Source organism: Mediterraneibacter sp. HA8405 (genome assembly GCF_056148955.1).
In genome coordinates, this window is record NZ_CM148758.1 from 842,702 (window position 1) to 861,732 (window position 19,031).

General features: G+C 46.3%; 17 protein-coding genes. 13 read left to right on the plus strand and 4 right to left on the minus strand.

Features of this window, described 5'->3' with window-relative positions:
- Nucleotides 1–84 precede the first annotated feature (84 nt).
- Complete coding sequence (locus AC0QUU_RS03845) at nt 85–1,431, plus strand: radical SAM/SPASM domain-containing protein (protein WP_474544704.1); 1,347 nt, start codon at nt 85–87, stop codon at nt 1,429–1,431.
- 908 nt (nt 1,432–2,339) lie between these two features.
- Nucleotides 2,340–3,131, plus strand: coding sequence for a nitroreductase family protein (locus tag AC0QUU_RS03850; protein WP_474544705.1), 792 nt, complete (start codon nt 2,340–2,342; stop codon nt 3,129–3,131).
- A gap of 41 nt (nt 3,132–3,172) precedes the next feature.
- On the opposite strand, the gene AC0QUU_RS03855 is transcribed toward AC0QUU_RS03850, so the two are convergent.
- Entirely contained in the window at nt 3,173–3,907 is a 735-nt protein-coding gene (locus tag AC0QUU_RS03855; protein ID WP_474544706.1) for a lysophospholipid acyltransferase family protein, read from the minus strand.
- Nucleotides 3,908–4,174: 267 nt separating this feature from the next.
- Between AC0QUU_RS03855 and AC0QUU_RS03860 the strand changes: the two genes are divergently transcribed.
- The 7 genes from AC0QUU_RS03860 (at nt 4,175) to AC0QUU_RS03890 (ending at nt 10,711) form a co-directional block, all read left to right on the plus strand.
- Nucleotides 4,175–4,669 (plus strand): protease complex subunit PrcB family protein, encoded by a 495-nt coding sequence (locus AC0QUU_RS03860; RefSeq protein ID WP_474544707.1) that lies wholly within the window; start codon nt 4,175–4,177, stop codon nt 4,667–4,669.
- A 29-nt stretch (nt 4,670–4,698) separates the two neighbouring features.
- Nucleotides 4,699–6,258 (plus strand): DUF3794 and LysM peptidoglycan-binding domain-containing protein, encoded by a 1,560-nt coding sequence (locus AC0QUU_RS03865; protein WP_474544709.1) that lies wholly within the window; start codon nt 4,699–4,701, stop codon nt 6,256–6,258.
- A gap of 148 nt (nt 6,259–6,406) precedes the next feature.
- Nucleotides 6,407–7,282 (plus strand): 4-(cytidine 5'-diphospho)-2-C-methyl-D-erythritol kinase, encoded by an 876-nt coding sequence (ispE, locus tag AC0QUU_RS03870; RefSeq protein ID WP_474544710.1) that lies wholly within the window; start codon nt 6,407–6,409, stop codon nt 7,280–7,282.
- A 1-nt stretch (nt 7,283) separates the two neighbouring features.
- A complete protein-coding gene (locus AC0QUU_RS03875; protein WP_474544711.1) occupies nt 7,284–7,967 on the plus strand; it encodes a GntR family transcriptional regulator in 684 nt (227 codons plus the stop codon).
- A 146-nt stretch (nt 7,968–8,113) separates the two neighbouring features.
- The gene (gene spoIIR / locus AC0QUU_RS03880) at nt 8,114–8,758 is read left to right on the plus strand and encodes a stage II sporulation protein R (protein WP_474544712.1); all 645 of its coding nucleotides are present in this window, start codon (nt 8,114–8,116) and stop codon (nt 8,756–8,758) included.
- 38 nt (nt 8,759–8,796) lie between these two features.
- Nucleotides 8,797–9,981, plus strand: coding sequence for a cation diffusion facilitator family transporter (locus tag AC0QUU_RS03885; protein WP_474544713.1), 1,185 nt, complete (start codon nt 8,797–8,799; stop codon nt 9,979–9,981).
- A gap of 7 nt (nt 9,982–9,988) precedes the next feature.
- Nucleotides 9,989–10,711 (plus strand): acyl-[acyl-carrier-protein] thioesterase, encoded by a 723-nt coding sequence (locus AC0QUU_RS03890; protein ID WP_474544715.1) that lies wholly within the window; start codon nt 9,989–9,991, stop codon nt 10,709–10,711.
- A gap of 71 nt (nt 10,712–10,782) precedes the next feature.
- Here AC0QUU_RS03890 and AC0QUU_RS03895 read toward each other — a convergent pair whose 3' ends face one another.
- Nucleotides 10,783–11,577 carry an HAD family hydrolase gene (locus AC0QUU_RS03895; protein WP_474544716.1) on the minus strand — a complete coding sequence of 265 codons (795 nt, stop codon included), beginning with the start codon at nt 11,575–11,577 and terminating at the stop codon, nt 10,783–10,785.
- Between AC0QUU_RS03895 and AC0QUU_RS03900 the strand changes: the two genes are divergently transcribed.
- The 4 genes from AC0QUU_RS03900 (at nt 11,564) to AC0QUU_RS03915 (ending at nt 15,527) form a co-directional block, all read left to right on the plus strand.
- Nucleotides 11,564–11,830 carry a hypothetical protein gene (locus tag AC0QUU_RS03900; RefSeq protein ID WP_474544717.1) on the plus strand — a complete coding sequence of 89 codons (267 nt, stop codon included), beginning with the start codon at nt 11,564–11,566 and terminating at the stop codon, nt 11,828–11,830. The genes AC0QUU_RS03895 and AC0QUU_RS03900 overlap by 14 nt on opposite strands.
- 90 nt (nt 11,831–11,920) lie before the next feature.
- Nucleotides 11,921–13,264 (plus strand): phosphoglucosamine mutase, encoded by a 1,344-nt coding sequence (gene glmM / locus AC0QUU_RS03905; protein WP_474544719.1) that lies wholly within the window; start codon nt 11,921–11,923, stop codon nt 13,262–13,264.
- A 267-nt stretch (nt 13,265–13,531) separates the two neighbouring features.
- Nucleotides 13,532–14,383: a tyrosine-type recombinase/integrase gene (locus AC0QUU_RS03910; RefSeq protein WP_474544720.1), complete on the plus strand. Its 852-nt coding sequence runs from the start codon at nt 13,532–13,534 to the stop codon at nt 14,381–14,383.
- Nucleotides 14,376–15,527, plus strand: a complete 1,152-nt coding sequence (locus tag AC0QUU_RS03915) for an IS91 family transposase (protein WP_474544721.1) — start codon at nt 14,376–14,378, stop codon at nt 15,525–15,527. Before AC0QUU_RS03910 ends, AC0QUU_RS03915 begins: the two co-directional genes overlap by 8 nt.
- Nucleotides 15,528–16,506: 979 nt before the next feature.
- Here AC0QUU_RS03915 and AC0QUU_RS03920 read toward each other — a convergent pair.
- Nucleotides 16,507–17,295, minus strand: coding sequence for an N-acetylmuramoyl-L-alanine amidase (locus tag AC0QUU_RS03920; protein ID WP_474544722.1), 789 nt, complete (start codon nt 17,293–17,295; stop codon nt 16,507–16,509).
- 170 nt (nt 17,296–17,465) lie between these two features.
- Complete coding sequence (locus AC0QUU_RS03925) at nt 17,466–18,821, minus strand: HlyC/CorC family transporter (RefSeq protein WP_474545515.1); 1,356 nt, start codon at nt 18,819–18,821, stop codon at nt 17,466–17,468.
- Nucleotides 18,822–19,031: the final 210 nt, after the last annotated feature.

Sequence of the window (19,031 nt, forward strand, 5' to 3'; positions counted from 1 at the left end):
GGATACGTAAGTATTCTGCCCTGTGATAAATCATATAAATCCAAAATAGTATTTGTACAGAAGAAAAGAAAGGTGGAAATACAAATGGGAAAGTCAATTAAAGAAACAATGCAGGAATTTACAGTAAACCAGGCGCTCAAATATCTGGAAGGCAATCCGGAGGAAAACATTCCGAAGCTGATGGCATTTGTGGACCGGTTTATGCCGAACGACTGGTATACGAGCCAGCGGAACGCGATCAGAGGAGCCATTGAGCAGAAGAATAACTGGTATCAGCTGATCTTAAGGCTCTATGAGCTGGATCCGGGCGTGCGCCGGGCATTTTTCCAGAACTTCATTACAAATGCCAGTCTGAAAGGAAGCGCCGTGCAGGATGAGATGGCAAAGAAATATAACTGCAATATTCCCTGGGCGATCCTGCTTGATCCTACTACGGCATGCAATCTGAACTGTACAGGATGCTGGGCTGCCGAATATGGACATCAGTTCAACTTAAGTCTGGAGGATATTGATTCTATCGTCCGTCAGGGCAAGGAGCTGGGAACTTATATGTATATTTACACCGGCGGCGAGCCTACGGTACGTAAGAAAGACATATTCAGGATCTGCGAGATGCATCCGGACTGTGAGTTCCTTGCATTTACCAATGGTACAATGATTGACGAGGAATTCTGCCAGGAAATGCTGCGGGTAAAGAACTTTGTGCCGGCCATCAGCCTGGAAGGATTCGAGAAAGCCAACGACGGCCGCAGAGGAGACGGTGTATACCATAAAGTACGCCATGCAATGGAGCTGATGAAAGAGCACAGACTGCCCTTCGGAATCTCCGTCTGCTACACAAGCCAGAATTTTGAGGATGTCAGCAGTGAAGCGTTCTACGATATGATGATCGAGAGCGGCGCTCTGTTTGTATGGTACTTCCATTACATGCCGGTAGGACACGGCGCAGTGACAGACCTGCTTCCCACACCGGAACAGAGAGAAGAAATGTACCACCGCATCCGTCATTTCCGCGGGACCAAGGCGATCTTCGGCATGGACTTCCAGAACGACGGAGAGTATGTAGGCGGATGTATTGCCGGCGGCAGAAGATATCTGCACATCAACGCAAAGGGGGATGTGGAGCCATGTGTATTTATCCACTACTCCAATGTAAACATTCACGACTGTTCACTGCTGGATGCGCTGAGAAGCCCCATCTTCCAGGCATACCACGACAATCAGCCCTTTAACAATAACCATCTGCGCCCCTGCCCCATGCTGGAGAATCCGGAACGCCTGAGAAAACTGGTCAAAGATACCGGAGCTGTAAATACAGATTATCAGGATCCGGAAAGCGTAGACGATCTGTGCGACAGATGTCGGCCTTACGCAGAAAACTGGAAACCGACGGCAGATAAACTGTGGGGAGAAAGTCATCCGCAGAACTAAACAGATTCGGATTTGTCGAAGGGAATTTCCGGACAGCAGACACAAACCGGAAGGGAAGGAAGTTTTTATAAGACGGATTCAGAAGAGGGGGACAGGAAATTCTGATTCCGTTCCATGAGTTAAGATAAATCACGAAGACCGGGGATCAGCTAAAAGCAGGATTTGCGGCGGGCTAACTCGCATGCGCTCGGACAAAGCCCGCCGCAGATCCTGACGCTGATTCCCGGTCTTCTATTTATCTAAACTCATTTCAGAGTCATCAGAATTTCCTGTCCCCCTCTTCTGAAAGGCGCATCCAAAAACTCTCCGGACTTCCGTTTTTCTGTTCCTCAGTCCGGAAATTCCCTTCGCAGATCCTCATAAACCAAAAAAGAAAGGGGTGCTTTAACGGCGGAGACGGCAGGTGATCCAGGCAGTAGTGATGCTTTAGATCCAACCAGCTGCAGTCGGAACAGCTCCGGTTTTTTCCTGTTTTCTGAAATTCGGAATTGTCGGGGATACTGCTGACTGGATGTGCGCAGAAAACAGCGGGATACCGCCGATTGGATGCGACTTTTGGAAATGAGGGCTGTGTGCTTTTGGTGACTTTGGAGCAGATATTAGAAAAACAGAAAACCTGGCGGCAGGCGTTAAAATTTACAGCAGAATTGTCTGAGCGAATGCGAGTTTTCTGCTGTAAATTTTGCTCTTAGCCTGTCGTCAGGTTTTTTAGTTTTTCTTTATCTGCGGAACGGAAACAAAAGCACACATCCCTCATTTCCAGATCCGATTATCCAATCTCCCGGTATCCAGGTGTTTTCGGACGCCGCTCCACTCACAGTTCCCCGGCAAATCCGAATTCGTCTTTATTTGAAAAAATGTACTGGAGCAGGTATAATTTCTGTATTGAGATAAAGGAGAAAAATACTATGGTTATAATTAATGAAGAGAAGTGTATCGGCTGCGGTCTCTGCGCGAAGGACTGTCCGGCATCCAGAATCAGGATTCAAGCGGGAAAAGCGGTCTGGTCCGGGGAATGTATTCAGTGCGGCCACTGTGTGGCGGTCTGTCCCGGGAAAGCTGTGAGTATTCCGGAGTATGATATGGATGATGTGGAAGAATATGATCCGGAAACTTTTAAAGTGCAGCCTGAGAATTTTCTCCATGCAGTAAAGTTCAGAAGAAGTGTAAGGAATTTTCAGGACAGAAAACTGGAGAAAAAATGTTTTGAGCGGATTCTGCAGGCCGGACGGTATACACCTACGGCAAAAAATCAGCAGGCATGCCATTTTATCGTTCTTCAGGAGGATCTGGAGGAGTTTAAGGATCTGCTCTGGCGGCAGGTGCCGGAACTCGCGGATGAGATGAAAGAAAAGATGCCTCATTATGCTATGATGTTCAAGTTTCTCTATCGAAGGAGAAAGAAAGATCCGAAGGATGACGGGCTGTTTTTCAATACGCCGGCCTGCGTTCTGATCGCCGCGGACAATCCTCTGGACGGTGGGCTGGCGGCAGCCAATATAGAGAATATGGCGGTGGCAGAAGGTGCCGGCGTACTTTACAGCGGGTATCTGGCCCGGATTATAGAGGCCTGTCCCGTTCTGAAAGAATGGCTGGGTATACCGGATACACCTCTTGTATGTTGTATGCTGGCAGGATATCCGGCAGTTACATACAAAAGAACCGCCCCCAGGAAAGAGGCGGATATTGTGTGGAGATAGAGAAAAAACTTCAGACGGAAAATATAAAATGCGGATCCGGCTTAAACCAGGTCCGCATTTTTGTGTATGGTCTCACGGATAATATTTTCAATATAATCGCCGATATGACGTTTGGTATCTTTATCCAGCTGATCCGGATAGATAGGTTTTCCGTACTCAATTACTACGTGGGTTTTCTTTATTCTGGGCATATGTTTTTCAAAGATTTCTGCTGTGTTGTTCAGGGAAATCGGAACAATGGGGCATCCGGTCTTTGTAGATATTTTAAAAGCGCCGTCTTTAAACGGCAGCATGCTCAGCTCTTCGCCTTCATTGCGCGTGCCTTCCGGAAAAACGCAGATGGAAATTCCATTTTTAATATAGTCGATAGCCTGCAGAATGGTTTTTAATCCTTCTTTCGGATCCTTTCTGTCCAGGAACAGGCAGTATACACGTCTCATCCAGCTGGTCAGGGTAAGATATCGCTCCATTTCTTTTTTGGCAATATAGCCGGTCAGTCTTCTGCATCTGCTGTATGTCAGCAGAATATCAAAATAGCTGCGGTGATTGCCGACAAAAAGCACCGCTTCATCCGGAATATTTTCCTCTCCTATGACTGTTGTCCTGACACCGGTTATTTTCAGAATAACTTTGAATCCCCATTGGACAATACGCAGAGAACTGATATCCCGGGCATAAAGGTTAAATTTTCCGATAATCCATTCCACAATGAGAACCGGAATTGTAAGAATAAGATATGCGATCAGAAATATTACGATACATATAAAGCGAAGCATAGTTAAAAACCTCTTTTTCTGTGTAGTAAAACGAAAGTACAGAGCAGGAAAACAGGCCGCGTTTTCCTGCTCTGAAAAAGCGTAAAATCATTATACAGCGGTAAATAGGAAAAAACAAGCCGCTTTGCAAGATTGTAGTTTGATTTAACGAATATTTATATTTTCTGTAACAGCCATTTTAACAGAATAGCCGGGCTGTACCGTGCATATGATATAGGGAAATACAGCGGGTCCGGTTTCGGTGCCGCGGACAAAGATCCGGAAAATATGAAACAGGACGGAAGTAAAAGGCAGACTGTGGATAAGGAGTTGAATCAAATCAGGAAAGCAAAGACAGCAGCCCGGAAGAAGCGTTCTGTCTGCCTTGCATGGAGCATGGCAGTTCTGGCGCTTTCAGGCTGCATTTCAGGGTGCGTCAGGCAGACAGATACATCAGAAAAGCTGAGAGATCTGGAATTTACAGTGCTGGATAAGGAATCCGTGCCGTCTGAGCTGAGCCAGGTGATTGAAGAAAAAAAGGAGGAACCGTTTCAGCTTTCCTATGGAGATCAGGGAGTTCTTTATATTGCGGAGGGATATGGAGGCCAGCCTACATCAGGCTACAGTGTGGAGGTGAACTCTCTGTATGAGACCGGGAGTGCGGTCTGCATTCACACCAGTCTGATGGGACCGGAAAAGGGGGAAGAAACAGAAGAAACTGTTACATATCCATATGTGGTAGTACAGCTGGAATATATTGAAAAAGATGTCATATTTAATTAAAAGATTAGAATTTGTCGAGGAGGAGAATGATGGAGCTGATCAGAAAACCGGTTCATTATACACAGGAGGGAAAGAGAATCTTTGACCAGTTTTATCTGGATGAGGATTACAATGTCCCGGAGACGAAAGATGATGTGCGAAGAGTTATCCAGGGCACAGCAGAGGTCAGGACAGAGGATATACGGCCTGTGGAAAATTATGTGAGAGTTACGGGAAAAGTATATTTTCAGATCCTTTACGTAACTGCGTCTGCAGATCCGCGGCCGGCAGTGCTGGATGGGAAGATACCGTTTGAAGAGATGGTTTACGCAGAGGGGACGGAAGGAGAGTCTTATTATATCCAGAATGTCAGGACGGAATTTACAGTGTCAGTGGTTCATTCAAGAAAACTGAACCTCAGAGTAATGGTGGAAATGGAGGTAGACAGGGAAACTCTGAAGGATGAAGAGACAACGGTGGATATTGAAAGCGAAATCCCTGTTTACCGCAAAAAGCAGAAAATTAATCTGCTTACGCTGGCAGTTGCAAAAAAAGATACATACCGGATCAAAGAAGCAGTTATACTTCCCGGGACAAAAGAGAGCATCGGACAGCTTCTGCTTACTGATATCAGCAGCAGAAAAATGGACATCCGGCCGGCGGGAGATGAACTTCAGATACGCGGGGAACTGCTTGTATTCTGTATGTATCTGTCCGGTGAGGAGAAGACGGACTGGATTTCTCAGACTGTCCCCTATGAAGGACGGATTCCCTGTGAAGGCGCTGCCGACGGCATGTACTACCATATTCAGCATTCACTTGAGGATTCTCTGATTGACATCCGTATGGATGAGGACGGGGAAATGCGTATTCTCGGTATTGAGGCTTCACTGGCTCTGCGGATTAATCTGTATGGAGAAGAGGAAACAGAACTGCTCAGCGATCTATATTCTCTGGAAAAAGAGTGCGTATTCGATACACGGCAGGCAGAATATGAAGAGCTGCTTATGCAGAATCAGTCAAAGTGCAAGATAACGGAGCGCCTTTCCCTTCCAGAGCTGAAAGACGACGTACTGCAGATTATCCATTCCTCCGGAAGTATTCAGGTGGAAGGCACGCAGAATACTCCGGAGGGGATCCGGGTGGAAGGTATTCTGCATGTTTCCTTCCTGTATGTAAGGGCAGATGACACAGAACCGTTCGGAAGCTGGCAGGGAATGGTACCCTTCAGTTATCTGACAGAGTGTCCGGAAATGCCGGAGAACGTAAGGAGCAGTCTGTCCTGCCATGTAGAGCAGCTGCTTGTAACCCTGGCCGGAAGCGAAGCCGTAGAAGTTAAGGCGGTACTGGCATTTGACGCATTCCTGCGGAACCCTGTATCCGCGGAAGTAATCACAAATGTGGAACTGCGGCCGGCAGATTTGGAAAAGCAGGAAAAAAGGCCGGGAATTGTAGGGCATATTGTACAGGACGGCGAAGATCTCTGGGGGCTGGCAAAAAAATATATGACTACAGTAGACGGAATTATGGAAGTAAATGGTCTGGAAAGCGAAAAAATCAAATCGGGGGATAAATTATTGATTTTTAAAGAAAATATGAGTATACTATAAGAATAATGTATACAAGATACAAAAAAGGACACGTCCCCCCTTTGTGGAAACAATTCTGATATTTCCGCTCAAAGGGGACGGACCCCTTTGGGGAGAATTGTCAGACTTCTTTATAAAAAGAGGTCTGATCCTATATGGAGGACACAGGATGAACCAGATGGATTTGAAGGCTCTGGCAAAGATTAATCTTGGGCTGGATGTGCTTGGAAAGCAGGAAAACGGCTATCACACGGTGCGGATGGTTATGCAGACTATTTATCTTTACGATGAGGTGAGATTGAACAGAAAAAAGGAACCGGGAGTTGAGCTTGTTACAAATCTCCCGTATCTGCCTACAGGTGAAGGCAATATTGCGTACAAGGCTGCAAAACTTCTTCAGGATGAATTTGCTATAAAGGAAGGAGTAAGGATATCATTAAAAAAACATATTCCGGTAGCGGCCGGTCTGGCGGGAGGCAGCTCCAACGCGGCGGCGGTTTTATTTGGGATGAACCGCATGTTCGGACTGGGACTGAGCATGGACGGGCTGATGGAGCGGGGGGTAAAGCTGGGAGCGGATGTGCCGTATTGTATTATGCGGGGAACCGTCCTGGCAGAAGGGATCGGAGAGCGGCTGAGCGTTCTTCCTTCTATGCCGAAATGTACGGTGCTTATTGCCAAGCCGCCGGTCAGCGTGTCCACCCGAACGGTTTATGAGGCGCTTGACGCACAAGAAATAGCGGTTCATCCGGACATTGACGGAATAATCCGGGGGCTGGAAAGCGGAGATTTAAGAGCAATTACAGATGCCATGGGAAATGTACTGGAAAATGTGACGATCCCCATGCATCCGGTAATTAAAGAAATCAAAAACGAGATGAAGGCGGCAGGGGCTCTCAATGCAATGATGAGCGGAAGCGGTCCTACGGTATTCGGGCTGTTCGAAAGCCGGATTGACGCAAAGAATGCCCAGAGAAGAATCCGGGACAAGGCACTGACAAAACAGGTGTATGTGACAGGCATACACAGTGTTAGGAGGAGTTAGAATGGGAACAGATTTTGAAGTGACGATGGATGAATATCTTCCATTAAGAGATGTTGTGTTTAACACATTAAGGAGGGCTATACTGCGGGGAGAGCTGAAACCAGGAGAAAGACTGATGGAGATTCAGCTGGCAAATAAACTGGGTGTGAGCCGTACTCCGATCCGGGAAGCCATACGCAAGCTGGAGCTGGAAGGACTGGTTCTCATGATCCCCAGAAGAGGTGCGGAAGTGGCGGAGATCACAGAAAAAAATCTCAGAGATGTGCTGGAAGTCCGCTGCGCGCTGGAAGAACTGGCAGTGCAGCTGGCCTGCGACCGCATGGATGCAGAAGGACTTGTCCGGCTGAAAGAAGCAGCGGAAAAATTCCGGGAAGTGCTGGACAGTGATGATATTACCCAGATTGCTCAGGCGGATGTGCTCTTTCATGATGTTATATATACTGCAACAGACAATAAACGACTGATTCAGCTCTTGAACAATCTGCGGGAACAGATGTACCGGTACCGGATTGAATATCTCAAAAAGAAAGAGTGCTATCCTCAGCTGATAGAGGAGCACCAGGCTGTGATTGATTCCATAGCTGCGAAGGACAAGCAGAAGGCTACAGAAATCACCGGCCGTCATATCAATAATCAGGTAGACACAGTAGTGGGTACTCTGAGACATAAAGAAGAAAAAGAATAAGGGCGCAGATTGTTTCAGAAACAATTCTGAAAACTTTGGCGAAAGGGGACAGACCCTTTTTCAAAAGGGTCTGTCCCCTTTGAATAAAATTTCCATATTTGTCCATACTTTCTGTATATTTAAAACAAATATGGAGGTTTTACATAATGTGCAGCAAGTTTTCAGATAGATTGTTTATCAAAAGAAATGCGGAGAAACTGATTTTTCTTTTTGCAGTGCTGACGGCTTCTCTTGTGACCGGAATTGCCTGCCGGCATGTGGAGGCTGCGCAGCGGCTGAAACTGCAGCAGCATCTGGCCGGTGAGGTTCTGCGGTTTCATGTGGTGGCAAACAGCGACAGTGATGAGGATCAGGAGCTGAAACTGCAGGTGCGGGATGCAGTGCTGGATTATTTTGCCGACGAGATGCCGGAAAGCGGGGACGCTTCCCAGGCAGCCGCATGGGCGCGGGAACATACAGATGAAATTGAAGAGATAGGCAGAGCGACGCTTGCAAAGGCAGGTTCGGACAAAACGGTTAATGCGGCAGTGACTACCTGTTTTTTCCCGGACAGAACATATGGAGACGTTACATTTCCGGCGGGAAACTATGAAGCTCTGAGGGTAGAAATCGGCGCGGCAGAAGGGCATAACTGGTGGTGCGTGCTTTATCCGAATCTGTGTTTTCTGGATTCCACCAATGCAGTTTTGCCGGACGAGGGCAGGCAGAAGCTGAAAAATGTGCTGACAGAAGAAGAGTATTCCGGTATTACTGCCACATCCGGATTTAAAATAAGCTGGTTTTTCTGGTAGAAGATAGAAATAAATAACAGGAGATAAAATGATATAAAATGACAGAATTTCTGATAAAACATTTTATAAAGGATTATAAGGAAGTGGAGAAGATGTCCGTGCGGACGGCATATGGTGTGCTGGCAAGCATTGTGGGCATCTTCTGCAATGTTTTTTTATTTGTGGTAAAATTTGTGGTCGGATTTATCCTGCACAGTGTATCTGTTACGGCAGATGCCTTCAATAACCTTTCGGATGCCGGTTCTTCCATTATCAGTTTTGTGGGAGTAAAGATGGCGGAAAAACCGGCCGACCGGGACCATCCCTTTGGACATGGAAGAATCGAGTACATTGCGGCTCTTGTCGTCTCCTTCCTTGTGCTGGAGGTCGGTTTCACTTTTCTGAAAGATTCCATCGGAAAAATCCAGACACCGGAGACGCTGAATTTTCAGACAGTTTCCGTAGTGATTCTGATACTCTCCATAGCTGTTAAACTGTGGCTGGGCTTGTTTAACCGGAAATTGGGTGAGAAGATCAACTCTAAAGTGATGATGGCGGTCTTTGCCGATTCCATGGGAGATGTAATCACAACGGGAGCGACCATTCTCTCCCTCATATTCTTCCGTCTGACAGGAATTAATATCGACGGAATTGTGGGCGTCGGTGTTGCGCTGGTTGTTATGTGGGCCGGCGTGGGAATTGCCAGAGATACGCTGGAACCATTGATCGGTGAAGCAATTGATCCGGAAGTTTATGAAGAAATCAAAAGTTTTGTAGAGAGCTATGACGGCATCGAAGGAACTCACGATCTGATTGTACATAATTACGGGCCGGGCCGGAGTATGGCTTCTATCCATGCCGAGGTGCCAAATGATGTGGATATTGAACAGTCCCATGAGATCATTGACCGGATTGAGCGGGATACAGCGAAGAAGCTGGGAATTTTCCTGGTTATTCATATGGATCCGGTAGAAATGAAGGATCAGAGGGTGCTTCAGATCCGGGACAGGGCGGTTCAGATTCTTCGGGAACTGGATCCGGCATGCTCGATTCATGATTTTCGCGTGGTCCACGGAGAAAAGCAGATTAACCTTATCTTTGATATGGTTATTCCTATTGAATATGATGAAAAGATGAGGGCAGAACTCCCTCAGAAGCTGGCGGAACGGCTGAAGAAAGCAGATCCCAGATATGAGTGCGTAATAACTGCCGAGTACGATTATGTTGCAAAAAATAAGGAGTGATACTTGTATGACAGGCGTGAAGAATAACAGATTTGAATTTGACGCAAGAGTCCGCTACAGTGAGATTGACCACAGAGGAACCATGACGCTGCCGGCGCTGATTAATTATTTCCAGGACTGCAGCACATTTCATTCAGAAGCGATAGGGCTGGGAATGAACCGGCTGAAACAGGAAAGGAAAGCATGGGTGCTTTCCTACTGGCAGATCATAGTAAACCGTTATCCCGGACTGTGCGAAAAAATTACCACAGGTACATTTGCTACGGAGTTCAAAGGCCTTTACGGAAATCGTAACTTCTATATGAAAGCTGAAGCCGGAAAACAGATTGCCTGCGCCAATTCCATCTGGGTATTTATGGATCTGGAAAAAGGACGGCCCGCCCGTCCGACTCCGGAGCATATCGAACCATACGGAACAGAAGCTCCTCTGGACATGCCCTATGAGGGGAGAAAAATTGAGCTTCCGTCAGAAAGCGGGGAGCGGGAACCTTTCCCGGTGCGGAAGTATCATATCGATACAAATGAGCATGTAAACAACTGCCAGTATGTGCAGATGGCTCTGGAAATGCTTCCGGGAGACGTACAGATCCGTCAGGTAAGAGTGGATTACAAAAAATCAGCCGTGCTGGGTGACATGATCTTTCCCCGTCTGTCTCAGGAAAATGACAGGACAGTGGTTGAGCTCTGTGACGGGGATAATAAACCCTATGCAGTAATAGAATTAAAATAAAATGAGTATATTTTCAGAAAAGAAAAAGGCGCAGAGCGGAATCCGGAATTCCGTTCTGTGCCTGATTTCATTCATTGCATTCCCCTCAGAACTTCTTCCAGCACATCTTCAGCAAATATCCCGGCATGTGTGGAGTGATCCGATACGCCGGGAGCCGAGCCGGGGACAGCATAGCTTGTCCCCGCTGCTTCCAGCATCTCTATATCATTGTACTGATCGCCCATAGAAATACATTCCTCCGCGCTGATATGAAAATAAGCAAGAAATGTCTGAAGAGCGGTCCCTTTATTTACATTAGGCGGGATGAAATCAATCCATATATTCCCGGAAGTAACAGCTCGGATTTCCGGGGCAAACAGGTCAGTCAGGTGGTTCAGATAGTCCAGGATGACCTGGTGGCTGTCAACCAGATTGCAGACCGCGATTTTAATAAAAGGCCCTTTCGTCTTTGAAATATCATCTACAATTTCAGTTGTATTTCCCATTACATTACAAATATGGTTTACAAATGCCGGATTACGGTTTTCGATTACGGAAGTATCCTCTCTGGAAAGAAGAATGTCAAAATTCGGCGTTTTTCTGATCTCTGCGATAATGCGCTGAATCAGATCATCGCTGAGCAGAGAACGGAAGATTATCTTTCCTTCATGAACGCACAGAGCGCCGTTTTCGGCTATATAGGAAATGTTGTCGGCAATTCCCTTAAAAAGGCGCTGTTCATTGTCATATTGCCGGCCGCTGGCGGCGATAAACCGGATTCCTTTTTCTGTCAGTCTGTGTACAAGTTCCAGCACTCTGGGAGACAGGCTCTGTTCTCCGTTGTGGAGAAGAGTGCCGTCCAGATCACTGGCTATGAGTTTTATCATATTAAATATCCTCCAAATAACAGATTTATTTTCCATAAACAGTATATCGGAAAAAGCCCGGTTCGTAAACGCTCTTTTGAGCGTAAACGGGCAGATATTATCAGTCTGTATTGCTGCCCGGCAAGGCGAAAAGAGAAGCGGTCTTTCTCTGTGGGGAGATATTTCCGTTAAAGGTAAAAAGAAAGTAAAGGAAAGTAAAGAAGAAGTCATATCCTTATGTAACAAACAAGAAATAGTTGTAACTTCTTTGTAATAGTAATATAATATAGACTGTGTGAAAAACAGATATTTTCATCTGATTTAAGGCATACAAATAAAACGAAGAGATTAAGAGGATAAAGTTATGGGTAAATATTTTGGAACCGATGGCTTTCGCGGCGAAGCGAATGTAGTCCTGACGGTAGAACATGCATTTAAAGTAGGCAGATATCTCGGCTGGTATTTCGGACAGGATCATAAAGCCAGGGTTGTAATCGGCAAGGATACGAGAAGAAGCAGCTATATGTTTGAGTATGCGCTGGCGGCAGGCCTGACTGCTTCCGGAGCAGACGCATACCTTCTCCACGTAACTACAACTCCCAGCGTATCTTATGTGGTAAGAACAGAAAATTTCGACTGCGGTATTATGATTTCCGCAAGCCATAATCCGTTTTACGACAATGGAATCAAGATCATCAACAGCGCCGGACACAAGATGGAGGCAGAAGTCGAGGAGAAGATCGAGGCATACATTGACGGAGAAACCGGGGACCTTCCTCTGGCGGTAAAGGAAAATATCGGACGCACAGTAGATTATTCTGCCGGGCGGAACAGATATATCGGCCATCTTATTTCTCTGGCAACCCGCTCTTTCAAAGATATGAAGGTGGGACTGGACTGCGCCAACGGAAGTTCATTCTCCATCGCGAAAAGTGTGTTTGATGCCCTTGGCGCGAGAACATATGTGATCAACAATGAACCGGACGGAACAAATATCAATACGAACTGCGGTTCGACTCATATCAATGTACTCCAGCAGTTTGTGAAAGAAAACAACCTGGACGTAGGCTTCGCTTATGACGGAGACGCGGACCGGTGTATTGCCGTAGATGAAAATGGAAATGTAGTGGACGGCGACCGGATCATGTATGTCTGCGGAAAATATCTGATGGAGCAGGGCCGTCTGGAGGATAACACAATTGTTACAACGGTTATGTCCAATCTGGGTCTGTACAAAGCCTGCGATAAGATCGGCATGAAATATGAACAGACAGCAGTGGGCGATAAATATGTATATGAAAATATGATGAAAAACGGATTTGTACTGGGCGGCGAGCAGTCCGGACATATCATTTTCAGCAAACATGCTAAAACCGGAGACGGAATCCTTACTTCACTGATGCTTATGGAAGTAATCCTTGAGAAAAAACAGTCTCTGGGCAAACTTGCCGATGAGGTAAAGATTTATCCTCAGATTCTGAAGAATGTCCGGGTAAAAGATAAAAAGACCGCAAGAGAAAACCCGGCAGTCACGGCGGCAGTCCGGAAAGCAGCCGATGAACTTGGCGGCGAAGGGCGTATCCTCGTGAGAGAAAGCGGCACAGAGCCGGTAATCCGTGTTATGGTAGAAGCCGCTACAGACGAAATCTGCGAGAAATATGTGGATGGGGTAATCGACGTCATCAAAGCAGAGGGACTGACAGAATAATTCGGATTGAACAAAATCGCTACGCGATGGCTTGGGAAAGCTGTTGCATAGCGATTTTTTGTTTTCTATACCAAAAACAGTGGAAAGTAAGTCCTGATAGTAGTATTGTTAAGTTACCACACCAAACAATCAAACAGGAGCCTCCCCACTGCCTATGAAAAGAATACCATCCCTCCGCCTGGTTGGCAAGCGGTTTTATGGCACAAATGCACTTCCATATAAAGCAGCGTACCTGATTTACTACTGATTTTATATGGAGGATTCATTATGTATGAAAAATATATAGAACAGCTTGAAGAAGCCGGAAAAATCCGCAACCTCAAAGATCGTTCCATTCACTGTTATAAAAACTACGTTTCCTATTTCCTGAATGATACCAGTAAGTGCCCGGAAGAGCTCACCTGCCAGGATGTCAGGGATTTCCTGCTTGCCAAAAAAGACAGCGGACTCAAAGCGACAACGCTGAATCTTTACAATTCCGCAATCCACTTTTTTTACCGGAATGTCCTGCACATCCTTTGGGATGACACTATAGTTCCACGCATGATCATGGAGCGGAAACTCCCGACTGTCCTTACTGCCGATGAGATCGACCGTCTGCTGGATGCCGTTGATGACATCAAATACAGGGCTATGTTTGCAACTATGTATTCTTCCGGGATGCGGGTTTCCGAAGTGATCCATCTGCATTATGACGACATTTCACGCACAAATATGCAGATCCATGTGAGGAATACGAAGAACCGGATGGACCGTTATACAGTCTTATCCGAACGGTGCCTGGATCTCCTTACAGAATACTGGTTTGCAAAGGGCAGACCCCGCGGCATCCTGTTCCCTAATCAATGGACCGGAAGCTATCTGACCGCAAGTGCACTGGAAAAGGTGATGCGCCAGGCTGTGTCAGATGCCGGGCTGCCGGCAAAAGCGACTCCCCACAGCCTGCGTCACAGCTTTGCGACCCACTTGATGGAACAAGGGGTAGAACGCCAGTACATCCAGGCTCTGCTTGGGCACCGTGACCCCAAATCCACAGAAATATATCTTCATGTCAGCAATAAATCCCTGCTGGGGATCCAGAGCCCGTTTGACAGGAAAGAAGGTGCTGGCCATGAATAAACCGACGGTACAGGATATCTTTCAGCGCTTTTATCCGGCATATCTTGAAAGATACTCCCCTTCTCCTGAACAGGCAAAAGCTGCCCGGAACATCATAAACTGTAAAACCGGGGCATATGGCGCAAATGTCAGCATCTGTGAAGACTGCGGAGCCGTCCACATCCATTATAATTCCTGCCGTAACCGCTGCTGTCCCATGTGCCAGGCAGTTCCGAAAGAAAAGTGGATGGATGCCCGCAGGGAAGATGTCCTTGATGCTCCCTATTTCCATCTGGTTTTTACCGTTCCTGATCTTTTAAACCCGGTCATCTGCAGTAACCAGAAACTTCTTTATGACACCTTATACCATGCAGCGTCCGCAACGATCCGTGAACTGACGGAAGACTCAGAACATCTTGGCGCAAAGGTCGGATATATTTTCATCCTCCACACATGGGGATCCGAGATGAACTTCCATCCTCACATCCATGCCATTCTTCTGGGTGGCGGCCTGACCCCTGACAATCACTGGAAAGACAACGGGGAAAACTTCTTTCTCCCCATCCAGGTCATTTCCAAAGTATTCCGCGGAAAATATCTGGAGGAACTAAAAAAGCTGTGGGAAGAGGATAAGCTGGTCTTTCATGGCACTGCTGAAAAGTTCCGTAACCATTATGCCTTTAAGGAACTGCTGGATGCCTGCTATGGCACAGAGTGGGTCCCTTACTGCAAAAAGACATTCCATGACGCCCGATCCGTGATCAAATATCTCGGAAAATATACCCACCGCATTGCGATCAGCAACCATCGGATCATCCGCATGGACGAAGAAACCGTAACGTTTTCCGTGAAAGATTACAGGAACGAAGGGCGGTGGAAAGAGCTGACTCTTCCAGGAGTTGAGTTTGTCCGGCGCTTTTTGATGCATGTTCCCCCAAAGGGATTTGTCCGGATCCGGCATTATGGACTGCTCTGCTCCCGCAGCAAAGGTAAAAAGCTTACTTTGTGCCGAAATCTCCTCGGATGCAAGAAATATCTTTCCAGACTAAAGAATAAAGAGATGCCAGAGGTATTGGAGCTGCTTTATGGCATAAATATCTGCGTATGTAAAGTCTGCGGTGGACGCATGGGGAAACCACAGCTTAAAATTCCTCAAAGGTGTTAAGTATATCATTCTTTCATATTTTTTCAGCCTCAACGTTTGAGGTTTTGTTGTTGTGCCCATTAATCAGAAAATGGCTAATTACTGTAGATTCAGAAAAGGAATCTTTTCTAGCGCCCTGGTATAATCAGCGTCAGAAGCAAAAGATTAAAAATCCATAGAGACTGGTTACCCGGCCGCTTACTTTGTTCAATTAGGTCAAATCGAAAATGGTGCAAACGAAGGGGCAGTTTACTGTAAAGTTTATAAACTGCTTTTTCGTTTACACCATCATCGATTCTAACCTAACGAATTTGTCGAAGGGAATCTCCGGAGAAAAACGCAGAATTCGGAAGGAAAAAAGTTTTTAGCAGACGGATTCAGAAGAGGGGGACAGGGAATTCTGTTTCCGTTCCATGAGTTAAGAAAAATAACGGAACCTGGAAATCAGCTAAAAACAGGATTTACAGCGGGCTAACTCGCATGCGCTCGGACAGAGCCCGCTGTAAATCCTGACGCTGATTCTCAGGTTCCTATTTTTCTAAACTCATTCCAAAGTCATCAGAATTCCCTGTCCCCCTCTTCTGAAAGGTGCATCCAAAAACTCTCCGGACTTCCGTTTTTCTGTTCCTCAGTCCGGAAATTCCCTTCGCAGATCCTCATAAGACAAAAACAGCGGGGAGCTTTAACGGCGGAGACGGCAGGTGATCCAGGCAGTAGTGATGCTTTAGATCCGGGCAACTGCAGTCGGAACAGCCATCACTTCCGAATATCAGCACAGTGCAATCTTTACCAGTAAAGTTCCCCTGATTCTTCCCTTTATGAGAAATTGCGAAAGGTACTTCTGCATTGGGAAAAAGCAGAAATATTCAGGAACTTCTTGCGGATAGAATACACAGGAGATACGGGATCCCGCATCCCGTATCTCCGTCCCGTCCTATCCAGGAAATTCTGAATTTTTTCCGGTATTTCTTATTTCAAGTTCATTTCGACAAATCCGAATCTATTCACTTATAATTACTGTCTGATACCCGGCTCTTCTGAGTCTTTGCTCCATCTGTGCGGCCTCATCCAGTGTGGGAAATGTACCTACAGTAACGCGGTACAGTCCGCCTCCCTGGGATACGGCGGCAGGGAAATCCTGGGCGACCAGTTCATTCTGAAGGCGGTCTGCATATGTGCCGTTTCGGAAAGCTCCGGCCTGAACGGTATATCCCCGGGAAGATGTACCCTGGTCAACGGGAAAACCGGGTTCCGCGTCAACGCCCAGTGTATCCAGGATTGCATCCGCGATTGCCAGAGCAATGTCATCGAAATTGTTGTCAAACAGGTAGTTGTCAGTGTCTGAATTAATAAATCCGACCTCCACAAGTACGGCCGGCATTTTTGTCCGGCGCAGGACGACCAGCCCGGGGCGCGCTTTGACCCCCAGATTTACAAATCCCACTGATTCCAGCTGGGAGTTTATGTTTTCTGCCATCTGAAGTTTAATTCCGGACAGATCATATACGAGAGATTCCACACCGGAAACCGCGTTGTCAGTGGGATAAGAGTTGCGGTGAATGGAAATGAAGAAGTCCGCTCCTGCCTCATTGGCTTCCATTGCTTTCTGGTACGGTGTTTCATATACGTCTGTTGTCCGGGTATATTCTACATCAACTCCCCGGTTCTGAAGAATTTCGCCGATGGCCAGAGTGAGGGCCAGCGTATCATCCTTTTCCTGTCTTCCGTTGTATACTGCACCCGGGTCCCGTCCCCCGTGACCTGCATCGAGCATAATAGAATAGGGCATAGATCATGCTCCTTTTCCTGATTATTCTGTAATAGAATATGCGAAATACTGCAAAACGTGCATGCAGGACGGCAAGAAACATGCAAAAAAACGGCTGACTGCCATTGAATAAATATATCATGGCGGTCAGCCTGCTTTTTATGTCCGGTCAAAGCCTTTGATAATATAGTTTATTCATTTTCGGACGCTGTATTTTCCGCTTTATTTTCAGCGGCTGCGTCAGCAGAAGACTCCTCTCCGGATTTTGATTCCCTGTTTTCTGTGTCTTCTGGTTCGGGCAGATACACATGTACGCTTTCCACCCGGTTTTTATCCAGCTTTTCCACAACAAGGCGGGCTCCGCCCTCTGTGGTGACTTCATCGTTTACCTCCGGAAGCCGGTCGTCAAGCTGTTCGATAATAAATCCGCCCAGCGAATCATAATCTTCTGATTCGAAAGAAGTGCCCAGCCGGTCGTTTACATCATCCAGGTTAAGGGAACCTTCTATGATATATTCATTGTCCGAAATCTGCCGGATCCTGTCATCTTCCTGCTCGTCATATTCGTCATGGATTTCTCCGACGATTTCCTCCAGAATATCTTCAAGTGTGATCAGTCCGGCCATTTCCCCGTATTCATCCAGGACAATGGCAATATTGAACGTAGAATCTCTCATTTCCACAAGAAGTTCGGAAATATTTTTATATTCATAAGTAAAATGCGGCTGGCGCATAATATCTCTTATATTAAAGGACTCGCTTCTGTCGTACAGAAGGAGGTCCTTCATATTAATGATTCCGACAATATTATCCGGGTTTTCCTCGTAAACGGGAAGACGGGTAAACTTATCTTCCCGGAAAATCTCAATCAGCTCATCGTAGGTGTTGTCTACATTGGCAAATGTTACATGTACTCTGGGTACCATAATATCCTTGGCATTGGCATCTCCCAGGTCGAATACATTGTAGATCATCTCCTTTTCATCCGACTCGATGATCCCATCTTCATGGCTTACATCAACAATTGTACGCAGATCTTCCTCTGTCATTGCCTTATCGGCGGCAGCAGGATCCACACGGAGCAGAAACATGATTACGCGGGAGAACAAATTAATAATAAATATGACCGGAGTCATAATAGTCATAAAAAAGCGGATAGCAGGAATATATCTCAGCGAAAGTTTTTCCGCTTTTACGGTGGCATAGTTTTTTGGCGTTATTTCGCCGAAAACAAGGATCGCCACAGTAAGAACCGCTGTCGCGATGCTGACCATATATCCGCCGAAGGCGTATGCAAGTGTAGCAGAAAGAGATGATGCGGAAATATTGACAATATTGTTGCCGATCAGAATGGCGCTGAGCATTTTGGACGTATGGTTTTCCGTAATATCAAGAACCATAGCTGCCCTTTTGTTTCCTTCCTCTGCAAGGGAACGGAGACGGATTTTATTTACGGTTGTCAGCGCTGTCTCAGAAGATGAGAAAAATGCAGATAACATTAAAAGAATAATCAATATAATAAATAGAAAACTGTCACCAGAATCCACTGTTTTGTTCACTCCTTTTGCATAGTGGAATGCCGTTTACGGCACTGATAAAAAAATACAGATACCTGGCTATTATACACTGTCTGTACGTGTTTTGCAAGATTTCGGCAGGCTTCTTTACTTTGCGGACCAGTTGCACTATAATGTCTACATACCTTTCGGGGGAAGGAAGGCGTGTTGTTCCGACTCTGAAAAAGCGCTTTTCAGGGG